The organism is Citrobacter sp. wls613, assembly GCF_005281195.1.
GTDB lineage: Bacteria > Pseudomonadota > Gammaproteobacteria > Enterobacterales > Enterobacteriaceae > Citrobacter > Citrobacter gillenii.
The window spans coordinates 198,130-210,231 of sequence record NZ_SZXN01000069.1 but is presented as its reverse complement, the minus strand read 5'-3'; the positions used below and the strand labels follow the sequence as shown (position 1 = coordinate 210,231).

Sequence of the window (12,102 nt, the reverse complement as noted above, 5' to 3'; positions counted from 1 at the left end):
TGAGCGCCGCAGCTGCGGCGCCCGTTACATCGCTACGGATTAACGCACCGGCGGTGCGTATTGGATGCCGCCGTTATTCCAGAGGTTGTTCTGTCCGCGTTTGATCTTCAGCGGGCTTTCCGATCCCACGTTACGTTCAAAGATCTCCGCGTAATTTCCTACCTGCTTAATAATATGGTAAGCCCATTTGTTATCGAGCTTCAGATCCTTGCCGTAGTCACCTTCTTTGCCTAGCAGGTGAGCCATATCCGGTGTTGCCGGGTTAGCTGCTTTTTCATCAACGTTTTTCGAGTTAACACCCATCTCTTCAGCGTTCAGCATGGCGAACAGGGTCCAGCGAACAATGGAAAACCACTCGTCATCCCCACGGCGGACGACAGGTCCCAGCGGCTCTTTGGAGATAACTTCAGGCAGGACGATCCATTCTGCAGGATTGCTTAGCTTGATTCGCAGGGCATACAGCTGAGACTGGTCGGAGGCAAGCGTATCGCAGCGACCAGATTCCAGTGCCTTGGCGGATTCGTCCGATCGGTCAAAGGTGACGGGGGTGTACTTCATGTTGTTGGCCTTAAAGTAATCGGCCACGTTCAGTTCGGTATCTGTACCTGCCTGAATGCACACCGTTGCGCCATCCAGTTCTTTAGCGCTCTTCAGACCAGCTTTATTGTGGGTGAGAAAACCAATGCCATCGTAATACGTTACACCAGTAAAGGACATGCCCATACCAGCATCACGAGAAGAGGTCCAGGTGGTGTTACGTGAGAGAAGATCGACTTCGCCGGACTGTAACGCTGTGAAGCGTTCTTTGGCGGTGAGTGGAGTATATTTTACTTTTGTATCATCACCGAATACGGCAGAGGCAACACCGCGGCAAACATCGACATCAATACCCGAAAATTTACCGTTCGCATCGGCGTAAGAAAAACCAGGCAAACCATCACTGATACCACATTGTACAAATCCTTTTTTCTTTACGGCATCAAGCGTTGCGCCGGCATGTGCCTGATTTGCGATCGCAAGCATCACGCCGGCCGCAGCCAGGCTGGCTATTATCATCTTTTTCATAGAGCATCCTGTGTGGAGGAATTATTGTTATAGAGACGTTTTGAAAACGTCTTTTACCTGTCTGTGGCTTTGGCCATACTCTTCTAAGCAAAGGTAGTGCCAGTTTTTTGCGACCGAATATTCGACGCAATATGCAGAGTGTAGACAGGAAAAAATAAATGCAGCGCCCTGAAGTGGTGCAAAATTGAAACGTAAGCCACATTTCGGCGCAAAAAATTTAAAATTCAGACAGGACGCAGGATAACGATTTCGGGCGGTAATATTGATGACGTGAGAATAACGATAGGAGGACATGTTGTTACGAAGAATACAAAAAATGCTAATTTCACATCGCGGATATGTGAGTGGAATCTATAATAATCTTATTCTATGATTGATGTCTTACACCAACCTTTTGTCTTATATGATAATTATCATTCTGATTAAAAGCGCGGCAGGTACCGCGCTTTTAAGAGGATTCATTTGGTTAGGGCAACGATCCCAAGTGTTAGGCCGGCAATGGCAGCAGCACCACCGGCGATTGCACCTGCTGTTTCCCAGTTATCCTGCGTGGTGCCTTTCATACAGGTATTGGTATGAACCAGGCGGCCCTGATCGTCATAGACAGGTACGCAAGGAGAATCGTGTGCACAGCCTGCCAGTAATGCTGTCAGCAATGCAACGGAAATTAATCTTTTCATGGTGTTACCTCTAAAATAAACGTTTCGCTAATAAAGCAAAGACAAACGCAAAGCCATCTGCGAAATCGAAAGCTATTTTACCACCTCTTAAAAAAAGACTGACATGAGGAATAATCTCAATTCGTGTGGTTTGTAAACATAATGAATAAAGCAGATAGCAATAAATGCTTTTTTTCTGAGGGGTGGGAAAAAATAAATGGCTATCTTATTAATAAATAAAGATCTCAATATCCGGTAAAAAGGCGTCCGTAGACGCCTTTATTTTACAAATTAATCATTGTGTCGACTAAAACGTCGTCTAACGACAACAAAGAAGACAGGAACGAAGAAGATAGCGAGCAATGTGGCGGTGAGCATTCCCCCCATCACACCGGTACCAACCGCATTTTGTGCGCCACTACCTGCGCCGCGACTGATTACCAACGGCATAACCCCCAGAATAAAGGCCAGCGAAGTCATCAGGATTGGGCGAAGACGCATGCGGGAGGCTTCCAGCGTCGCTTCAATCAAGCCTTTACCCTCTTTATCCATCAGGTCTTTGGCAAATTCCACAATCAGTATGGCGTTTTTGGCAGAGAGACCGATGGTGGTAAGCAGGCCAACCTGGAAGTACACATCGTTATTCATTCCGCGCAGCGACGCGGCCAGTAGCGCACCCACAACACCCAGTGGAACCACGAGCATGACGGAGAAGGGAATCGACCAACTCTCATACAATGCGGCAAGGCAAAGGAAGACAACGATTAACGAGATGGCATACAACGCAGGTGCCTGGTTACCTGACAGGCGTTCCTGGTAAGACATACCGGTCCAGTCATGACCGATACCGGTTGGCAGTTTTTCTGCCAGGCTTTCCATCATTGCCATGGCTTCACCGGTACTTCTACCCGGTGCGGCTTCTCCCAGTAGCTCCATTGATGGCATACCGTTGTAACGTTCCAGCCGCGGTGAACCATAGACCCATTGAGAAGAACTAAATGTTGAGAATGGCACCATTTCGCCATTGGCGCTGCGGACATACAGATTATTGATGTCTTCCGGCAACATACGGAATTTTGCATCAGCCTGGACGTACACTTTTTTCACGCGGCCGCGGTCAATGAAGTCATTGACGTAGTAGCCGCCCAGTGCAGCGGAAATGGTTTCGTTAATATCAGATAGCGAAACACCCAGCGCCTGCGCTTTTTCCTGATCGACATCCAGCTTGAACTGTGCGGTATCTTCCAGGCCATTAGGGCGTACACGAACCAGCAGGTCCGGGTGTTGGGCGACCATCCCCATCAACTGATTACGTGCCTGGGTTAACGCCGTGTGTCCCAGTCCCCCCTGGTCAATCAGCTCAAAGTCAAAGCCAGTTGCCGTGCCCAATTCAACAATGGCGGGCATGTTGAAGGGGAATACCAGACCATCACGAATCTGGCTAAAGGCGCGGGTTGCACGGGCAATAATCGATTCAACGTTATTTTCCGTTCCGCTACGCTCTTCCCAGGGCTTGAGGCTGACAAACGCCATCCCTGAGTTTTGCCCTTGTCCGCTGAAGCTAAAGCCGTTAACCGTAAAGACGCTTTCAACGTTGGCTTTCTCCGTGTTCAGGTAATAGTGGGTGACCTGATCCAGCACCTTTTGGGTACGTTCTTGTGTTGCGCCAGCCGGAAGTTGAATCATGGTCAGGAATACGCCCTGATCTTCTTCCGGCAGGAAGGAGGTGGGTAGGCGCATAAACAGCACCGCCATTCCCACAACGATGATCAGATAGACGACCAGATAACGTCCGGTTTTACGAATAATGCCACTGACGCTATTGGTATAGTGGTTGACACTGTGATCGAATTTGGCATTAAACCAGCCGAAGAAGCCGCTCTTTTTCTCGTGGTGCTCTGCTGACACCGGTTTGAGCAATGTGGCACAGAGCGCAGGGGTCAAAATCAATGCGACCAGTACCGAAAGTGCCATGGCAGAAACGATGGTGATTGAGAACTGGCGGTAAATTGCCCCGGTGGAACCACCAAAGAAGGCCATCGGGATAAACACCGCAGACAGCACCATGGCGATACCCACCAACGCCCCCTGAATCTGCGACATGGATTTCTCCGTCGCCTCTTTGGGGGGGAGATTTTCTTCTATCATCACGCGTTCAACGTTCTCGACCACCACTATCGCATCATCGACCAACAGGCCGATGGCGAGTACCATCCCGAACATCGTCAGGGTGTTTATCGAGTAGCCAAACGCTGCCAGTACGGCAAAGGTACCCAGTAATACGACGGGCACGGCGATGGTTGGAATGAGCGTGGCGCGGATGTTTTGCAGAAACAGGTACATCACGAGGAACACCAACACGATCGCTTCGAACAGTGTTTTCACTACCTCATGAATAGAGATGGTGACGAACGGCGTGGTGTCATATGGGTAAACAACCTTCATTCCCTGCGGGAAGAACGGTTGCAGTTCGACCAGTTTAGCTTTAATTGCGTTGGCGGTATCCAGCGCGTTAGCACCGGTAGCCAGCTTGATACCAAGGCCGGATGCCGGTTTACCGTTAATACGGGCAACGACGTTGTAGTTTTCTCCACCTAACTCAATGCGCGCCACATCCTTCAAGTGAACAACAGAGCCATCACTGTTCACGCGTAATGTCACTTTGCCGAACTCTTGTGGATCTTTCAGGCGTGTTTGCGCAATTATCGAAGCGTTAAGCTGCTGATTAGGTAATGCAGGTGTCCCGCCTAACTGGCCTGCGGCTATCTGATCGTTTTGCACCTTCAACTGGTTAATGACATCAACCGGTGTGAGCTGGTATTTGTTCAATAAATTCGCATCCAGCCAGATACGCATGGCGTACTGTGCACCAAACAGCTGCACGTCGCCCACGCCGTTTAAACGACTGATGGAGTCTTTAATGTTTGAGGCGACATAGTCCGAGATGTCATCTTGCGTGGTCTGTGGATTGTCAGAAACAAAGCCCGCGACCATCAAAAAGCTGCTGCTTGATTTCTCAACGCCGATACCCTGCTGCTGGACTTCCTGTGGCAGTAATGGGGTCGCGAGCTGCAGTTTGTTTTGTACCTGTACCTGAGCAATATCAGGATCGGTGCCGGACTGGAACGTCAGCGTGATAGTCACGCTGCCAGCTGAGTCGCTGGTGGATGACATATACATCAGGTTATCGATACCGTTCATGTTTTGTTCGATAACCTGTGTGACCGTGTCCTGCACGGTTTGCGCATCCGCACCTGGGTAGGTTGCGGAAATCGCAACGGCAGGAGGGGCAATAGTAGGATACTGCGCCACGGGCAGCTGCATGATTGCCAGCGCACCCGCCATCATCAAAATGATGGCCAGTACCCAGGCAAAGATAGGACGCCTAATAAAAAAGTTTGCCATGTCCTGTTACCTTATTGCGCCGCAGTCGCTGCAGGGACATCGGTGGTGGCTTTAACCTGCACGCCAGGGCGCGCTTTCTGTAAACCACTTACGATGACTTTGTCACCCGACTGTAAGCCTTCGCTAATCAGCCACTTGTCGCCAATAGCTTGCACGGCGACGACTGGGCGAGTTTCAGCCTGGCTCTTGTCGTTAACGACCATCACGGTGGCATCGCCGCGCGGCGTACGCGTCACGCCCTGCTGTGGAACGAGGATGGCATTGGGTTGAACGCCTTCATCAACGCGTGCGCGCACAAACATACCGGGTAGTAGAGTGTGCTGCGGGTTAGGGAATACGGCTCGGAGAGTGATTGACCCAGTGCTTTCATCAACCGTCACGTCAGAAAATTGCAACGTGCCTTTCAGCGGGTATGACTGGCCATTTTCCATCACCAGTTCGACGGTGCTGCTGGTGTTGTCTTTATGCAGACTGCCTTGTGCAATAGACTGTTTGAGGCGCATAAAGTCGTTACTGGACTGCGTCACATCGACGTAAATCGGATCGAGCTGTTGCACGGTAGCGAGCGCTGTAGCCTGACCATTAGTGACCAGCGCGCCCTCGGTGACGCTAGATTTACCGATGCGTCCGCTAATCGGTGATGTCACTTTGGTGTAGGCAAGGTTAATACGCGCGCTTTCGACAGCCGCTTTGGCGGCAATAACGGAGGCATCGGCCTGACGTGCGTCAGCAATGGCCTGATCGTATTCTTGCTGGCTGATATATTTTGTTCCGACCAGTGGAACATAGCGTTTTACCGTTAAGTGCGCGATTGCTGCCGCGGCTTCGCTTTTTGCCAGTTCACCTTTAGCGCTGTCATAGTCAGCCTGATAGGTCGCGGGATCGATCTGGTAAAGCGACTGGCCAGCTTCAACATCACTGCCTTCGGTGAAATTCCGTTTAAGTACAATCCCGCTGACCTGAGGGCGTACTTCTGCAATGCGAAATGCGCTTGTACGCCCCGGTAATTCGGTCGTCACGGCTAAGGGGGCTGACTCAACAACATGGACTGTCACCTGTGGCTCGGTGGGATGTGCCTGTGTTTCTCCTTGATCGTTACAGCCGGCGAGTAATGCAGCGGAGATGATGATGAATGAGGGCAGGAGCGAGAACCTGGCAGTTTTCGTCATTTCTATTCCTTAAAGAACCGAAGGCTCGTTATTTACCGGAGTAATGGCAGGTGATAACGCGCACAAATAAAAAATAATAGTTAGCTATCCTACAAATAATTAGCTTGCGATGTAAGCAATACTTATTTTGCGGCGTAATCCACGGCACATAAAAACAAAAAAAGAAGAAACAACTGCCCTTTCATTAAGCGAAGATTAGTCATGTTATGACTTGCATTAACACATATAGAAATAGGTATTGCATTGGTGAATGTATTTTTTCATTTTATTCACATTGTTTATTTGTGCTGAGTGTATGTAATGAAATGTTTTAGAACTCGTCTAAATAAAGGCTAAGTGATACATTAATTCCGTACAGTAAATATTAGATAAGAAAGTTTATCATTCCCTACTCTGTCTCAGGCATTCGAACCATGGCGAGAAAAACGAAAGCTGATGCCCTCAAAACGCGCCAGCACCTGATTGAAACGGCGATTGTACAGTTTGCGGCACGGGGTGTCGGCAATACAACGCTTAATGACATAGCGGATGCCGCTAACGTGACGCGAGGTGCAATCTATTGGCATTTCGACAATAAGAGTCAACTGTTTAATGAGCTTTGGCTGCAGCAACCTCCCTTGCGCGATCTTATTCAGGACCAACTCATCGGACGTTGGGGTGACAATCCGCTACAGAGGCTACGGGAGAAATTAGTCGTGGGTTTGCAATATATTGCAAAAATCCCCCGCCAGCAGGCATTAATGCAAATTTTATATCATAAATGTGAATTCCATAACGATATGATATCGGAACAGGATATTCGCGATAAAATAGGCCTTTGCCATCAAAGAATACGTGATTCATTACAGAAATGTATGGATGAAAATCTTATCGCCACCAGTCTGGATTTAGACGTTATCCTGATTATTTTACACGGAAGCTTTAGTGGGATAATAAAAAACTGGTTAATGAATCCAGTCAGTTATGATCTTTATGAACAGGCGCCAGTATTAGTCGATAACGTATTAAAAATGCTAAGTCCCGATGGCTGTGTGATGCAATTTGTTGAGCGTGAAAATCAGGTAGGGTAGATTCGGCTGATCGCAGTCAGCCGTCATGGCATGACGGCTGGAAACGCGCGTTAGCGGATGGGTTATTCAAGGTCGACGCAGTTGACCAGCTTGAGGGGATTCACCGAGTTCATATTCCGGCACTTATCATGCTCTGTTGTCATTAACTCAATCCACTGTATGAGTAGGGCATCAAAAAGAAAAACAAAGACAGCAAAAACAACCAGCCACCAATACTTGCGAATCATTACCAAATCCTGTGTATTCATACCCAAGCGTGCAGGGAATATACACGAAATCTCTATGCTGAAAAGCAGACTTACAATGCTTTTACTTTGTTGAAATTACGTTGTTCTTTTCAGCTAATCGACTCTTTTTAGACAGGTTTTTTGTCTTTCGCTTTTTGACCTTTGCAAGGTCATTTTCTGAAAAGTGGGAGCTAATGCTCAGTCTTCTAAGCCCCATTTTTACGTATTCATCATTGACTTCGATACCGATAAATCTGCGATTCAACGCCACTGCCGTCGCGCCCGTGGTGAAGCTTCCTGCGAACGGATCTAACACAATCTCACCCGGGTTGGAGGACGCGAGAATAATGCGTTCTAACAGCGCCTGAGGTTTTTGGGTCGGATGGTTTTCGTACTCATCCATCAGATAGCGTACGCGGGGAAAATCCCAGACGTTACCGGGCACCTTTTGATGATTGTACGGCTGAGGTGGGTTCTTTCGGTAATCGATTAGCGCGCGCTTGGCGCCCGTTTTAGCCTCAACCAGAACGTCATCACGATTAAAGGTATAGCTTTTCGAGTCTTTGACCATCATCAAGATAGGCTCATACATTGAGCCAAAGAAGTTTTTGGCCTGGACTCCCGAGCTATCATAGGACCACACGATGCGGCTTTTGATGGTGAAAAGCTGGCGACATTTGAGGTCGATATACGGCATGTTCTCCGTACTGTTCATGATGTACATGGTACCCTGCGGCGTGAGTATTCGATGGCATTCATCAATACACTCAAACAACCATGCCAGAAAGGTCTCTTCGTCCCAGGATTCTACGAGCCCGTCAAAATCTTTGCCGATGTTATAAGGTGGGTCAGCAAAAATGAGGTCGACGCTTGTAGACGGCAGTTTTTTCAGTTCGGTCAGCGCATCACCGTGGATTATCTTTTTCGATTCATCGCCAAAATAGACGGGTTCACATCCTGCGTTCATCGTCAAAGCCTCCTTATGATGCTTATAAAAAAGGCGCTTCCCCATGCCGAGTAGCGCCTTTTAAAACAAACATTTAACTGATTAGTATCAGTTCATGCCGTATTTTTTCAGTTTTTTACGCAGCGTACCACGGTTGATGCCCATCATCAGGGCAGCACGGGTCTGGTTACCGCGGGTGTATTGCATCACCATGTCCAACAGGGGCTGTTCTACTTCAGCCAGTACCAGCTCATAGAGATCATTAACATCCTGACCATTCAGTTGAGCAAAATAGTTCTTCAGTGCCTGTTTAACCGAGTCACGCAGGGGTTTTTGAGTTACCTGATCCTGAGAGTTAACGGTAGAAACGGTCAGTACGTCAGAATTTACGCGTTGTTCGAACATAGTTCTGTCAGCTCTTTATTTCTGTTTACGCAAAATTTTCGAAGTATGCCTCCAACGCCGCCAGCTGTTCGCTGGAATCTTCAATGGCGTTGAATGTGCGCCGAAACTGGTCATTTGGAGCGTGTTCCTGGAGATACCAGGATACGTGTTTACGCGCAATTCGGTACCCTTTTGCCTGACCATAAAAGTCGTGCAGTTCCCGAACGTGCGCACAAAGCAAGCGCTTCACCTCTGCCAGAGGCAGGGGGGGTAGCAGCTCCCCAGTGTCCAGATAATGCTGGATTTCCCGAAAGATCCAGGGTCTTCCCTGAGCTGCACGGCCTATCATCAGGGCATCAGCCCCCGTATAGTCGAACACAGCTCTGGCTTTATGCGGGTCAGTAATGTCGCCATTCGCGATAATCGGAATGGAAACTTTCTGCTTAACTGCCCGAATACTGTCGTACTCAGCATCTCCATTGAACAAACAGGCGCGGGTGCGTCCATGAATGGTCAGAGCCTGAATGCCACAGTCTTCAGCCAGTTGGGCAATCTCTACGCAGTTACGGTGTTCCGGAGCCCAGCCGGTGCGAATCTTGAGAGTGACAGGAACGTCCACTGCATTGACGACCTCGGTTAGTATCGATTTCACTAAATCCGGGTACTGCAAGAGGGCTGAACCTGCAAGCTTGCGATTCACTTTTTTAGCCGGACACCCCATATTGATATCAATAATTTGGGCGCCGCTTTCCACGTTAATACGTGCGGCATCGGCCATTTCAACAGGGTCGCTACCGGCAATTTGCACCGTGCGAATTCCTGGTTCATCAACGTGCACCATCCGTAAACGAGACTTATCACTTTCCCAAACCTGCGGGTTAGAAGACATCATCTCGGATACCGTCAATCCTGCTCCCATCTCGTAGCACAGCGTCCTGAATGGTCTGTCAGTGATGCCAGCCATAGGTGCTGCGATCAGGCGATTTCTGAGCTGATATTGTCCGATACGCATGAGTTAAGAAATGACCATACTGTGACTGCAAGGCGGCGTATATTACGCATTTTTTGCACGAGATGAAAGGCCAAACTTTGACCAATCCACTGAGGTGGATCAATGAATTGCCGTAAATGTGAACGGATGAAAATAATTAATTATATAAATCATTGGATTATAAAAATGTGTCTGTTTTATATACGCATATAATTTTGCGTAACTTCTCATTTTTTCTTCATCGCCTGGAGATACTGGCAAGATAATCTGCTGAATTAATCAGCAAATTATCGGGACATTGTGTGATCGTCACCTCATTTTAGTACAGGATCTCGGTGTTGCCTGATTGGCTGTCCTCAACCTCGCGACCATTCAGTGGTTGCAGTGGACGGTTGTTCATATGTCCTACGATGTACCTGAAATTTTCAAGCTGTTCGGTTGAGAGGGACATTGGCGTTTTCAGGACAATCCAGATAACGTTTTCACTACATGGCGGAATCGTCAATGAGCCGCTGTAGCGCCAGTAGACTTTATTGTCGGGCAAAAGTTGGTTGATGTTGACCGGTGAGAAGATGGGCATGTTGCTACCTTCCATGGTTGGAAAGGATTCCCACAAGTTTTTAATGGCTTGATTCGGTTCGTCAACATCAAACATGACAGCCACAATAACGGTGTCACCTTGCTGATTTTTGTGGAGCAGCTGGAGCTCCATCGCGTAGTTTTTCCCCTCGATGGTGTGTTCACTCGGTGCGTGAAAATCCAATTGCTTTAAATAGTAAAGCTGATTGTCGATGTTGAGGGTATCAGGGGTATAGCTGTTCATCGTCGCCTGAAGCGTATGATTGATGCTCTGGAACCTTACTGGGCTATCGGTGTACTGCATGGTGAGTATAGGGAGCCCAAGTTTGCTGGTATCGGTGGGCTGAATATTGATAGGGGATTGATTTATCCCGGTCTGGCAACTTTTATACTCTTTGTTGATTTCCCCCCAATGTTCAGGGGAGGTATCTCCGATGCTATATCCCCATGACGATGCCTGCACTGAAAAGGACATGAGGCATGCCAACAGCAGCGTTGTTCTAACACGGATTAGATACATATATTCACCCAGTAAATGCCTGTGTTTAAAAACAAATAAAATCAAATGACTATGTTGAGTATTTTAGCGTTGGGGTGGGGGATTACTGGCTGGTGTATTGTCTGAAAATGGCGCAGCCAGAGAACCACGCCGTAAAAATTTTTTTTGACCGGTAATGCGGCACCACTCTTCTTTTTCGGGCAGCAGATCGAGTGTAAAGAGATCGGCGTAGTCTTCGCAGACGCCTTCTGAGCGGGTTCTGAGGATTACTCCACGATCACGCGGCCATTGAGTGGTTGTTCTGGCCGGTTGTTGTTGTGATGCATAGTCTGAGTGAATTTTTTAAGCTGTACTTCTGAAAGCGTCATCGGGTGTTTCAGGATAATCCAGGTTACGCCTTCGGTGCAGGGAGGGGTTGTCAGAGAACCGCTAAAGCGCCAGTAAGTCTTATCGATGGGCAGCAGTGCATTAAGATCCATCTGCGAGGTTACTCTGACGTCCTGCTCAGCTTGTTCGGGCATTGTTGCCCACAGTTTATTTAGCTCTGCGTTTTCTGCCCCGATATCAAACATGACTGCGACGACGGCAACATCACCTTTTGCATCTTTGTGCACCAGATGTGCCTCCATGGCGTAATGTTTGCCATGAACGGTATTTTCGCTGGGGGCGTGAAAATGGAACTGTTGGAGGATGAATGGTATTCCATCAATGGTAACGCTATCTTTGGTCGAGGTCTTTAGACCCGCCTGAATGGTATGGCCATTGTTGATGAGCGTGGCCGGTCCATCGGTATAGTGAATGGTAAGCGGTGGGAGATGAGCTGTAAGCGTTGTGTCAATGTTGATGGGGGATTGGTTCATTCCGGCCTGGCAAGTTTTGTACTCCTCGCTGAGCGCGCCCCAGTGTTCAGGAGAGCCTTCTCCTTCATAGCTCCAGTGAGATGCAAAAACCGTTGCGGGCATGATGCTTAGCGCCAACAGCGCCGCCTTACCAAAAGTTGTTTTCATACAATTCGTCCAGTGAATGGTTAGTATTTATTTGTTTTTAACTTCAATGAGTTAAGCAAATATTCTAGCGCAGGGACGTTGTGCGGGATGTACAAAAAACG

General features: G+C 48.3%; 11 protein-coding genes and 1 pseudogene. 1 reads left to right on the top strand and 11 read right to left on the bottom strand.

All coding sequences use genetic code 11. The annotated features are described in order from the left end of the window. Positions 1-39 precede the first annotated feature (39 nt). From FDX01_RS17720 to FDX01_RS17705, 4 genes are all read right to left on the bottom strand, one after another. Complete coding sequence (locus tag FDX01_RS17720; protein WP_096755451.1) at positions 40-1,065, bottom strand: amino acid ABC transporter substrate-binding protein; 1,026 nt, start codon at positions 1,063-1,065, stop codon at positions 40-42. A gap of 458 nt (positions 1,066-1,523) precedes the next feature. After that, a complete protein-coding gene (locus tag FDX01_RS17715) occupies positions 1,524-1,745 on the bottom strand; it encodes a lipoprotein (RefSeq protein ID WP_096755452.1) in 222 nt (73 codons plus the stop codon). A 270-nt stretch (positions 1,746-2,015) separates the two neighbouring features. After that, on the bottom strand, positions 2,016-5,129 hold the full coding sequence (locus tag FDX01_RS17710) for an efflux RND transporter permease subunit (RefSeq protein ID WP_117342760.1): 3,114 nt from the start codon (positions 5,127-5,129) through the stop codon (positions 2,016-2,018). An 11-nt stretch (positions 5,130-5,140) separates the two neighbouring features. After that, complete coding sequence (locus FDX01_RS17705; protein ID WP_115257348.1) at positions 5,141-6,298, bottom strand: efflux RND transporter periplasmic adaptor subunit; 1,158 nt, start codon at positions 6,296-6,298, stop codon at positions 5,141-5,143. Between the two features lie 413 nt (positions 6,299-6,711). On the opposite strand from FDX01_RS17705, the gene envR reads away from it, so the two are divergent. Next, positions 6,712-7,368 carry an acrEF/envCD operon transcriptional regulator gene (gene envR / locus FDX01_RS17700; RefSeq protein ID WP_096755455.1) on the top strand — a complete coding sequence of 219 codons (657 nt, stop codon included), beginning with the start codon at positions 6,712-6,714 and terminating at the stop codon, positions 7,366-7,368. Positions 7,369-7,430: 62 nt separating this feature from the next. On the opposite strand, the gene FDX01_RS17695 is transcribed toward envR, so the two are convergent. The 7 genes and pseudogenes from FDX01_RS17695 to FDX01_RS17665 form a co-directional block, all read right to left on the bottom strand. Continuing rightward, on the bottom strand, positions 7,431-7,595 hold the full coding sequence (locus FDX01_RS17695) for a DUF2556 family protein (RefSeq protein WP_003025279.1): 165 nt from the start codon (positions 7,593-7,595) through the stop codon (positions 7,431-7,433). An 82-nt stretch (positions 7,596-7,677) separates the two neighbouring features. Beyond that, entirely contained in the window at positions 7,678-8,562 is an 885-nt protein-coding gene (yhdJ, locus tag FDX01_RS17690) for an adenine-specific DNA-methyltransferase (protein ID WP_135911307.1), read from the bottom strand. Between the two features lie 87 nt (positions 8,563-8,649). Further along, positions 8,650-8,946 carry a DNA-binding transcriptional regulator Fis gene (fis, locus tag FDX01_RS17685; protein WP_000462905.1) on the bottom strand — a complete coding sequence of 99 codons (297 nt, stop codon included), beginning with the start codon at positions 8,944-8,946 and terminating at the stop codon, positions 8,650-8,652. A gap of 25 nt (positions 8,947-8,971) precedes the next feature. Further along, positions 8,972-9,937 carry a tRNA dihydrouridine synthase DusB gene (gene dusB / locus FDX01_RS17680; RefSeq protein ID WP_096755457.1) on the bottom strand — a complete coding sequence of 322 codons (966 nt, stop codon included), beginning with the start codon at positions 9,935-9,937 and terminating at the stop codon, positions 8,972-8,974. A 298-nt stretch (positions 9,938-10,235) separates the two neighbouring features. Then, entirely contained in the window at positions 10,236-11,015 is a 780-nt protein-coding gene (locus tag FDX01_RS17675) for a carbonic anhydrase family protein (RefSeq protein ID WP_137400213.1), read from the bottom strand. 138 nt (positions 11,016-11,153) lie between these two features. Beyond that, positions 11,154-11,261 (bottom strand): annotated as a pseudogene (prmA, locus tag FDX01_RS23940) (50S ribosomal protein L11 methyltransferase); the annotation flags it as partial. Then, positions 11,261-12,001, bottom strand: coding sequence for a carbonic anhydrase family protein (locus FDX01_RS17665; RefSeq protein ID WP_135911309.1), 741 nt, complete (start codon positions 11,999-12,001; stop codon positions 11,261-11,263). The pseudogene prmA and the gene FDX01_RS17665, both read right to left, overlap by 1 nt. Positions 12,002-12,102 lie beyond the last annotated feature (101 nt).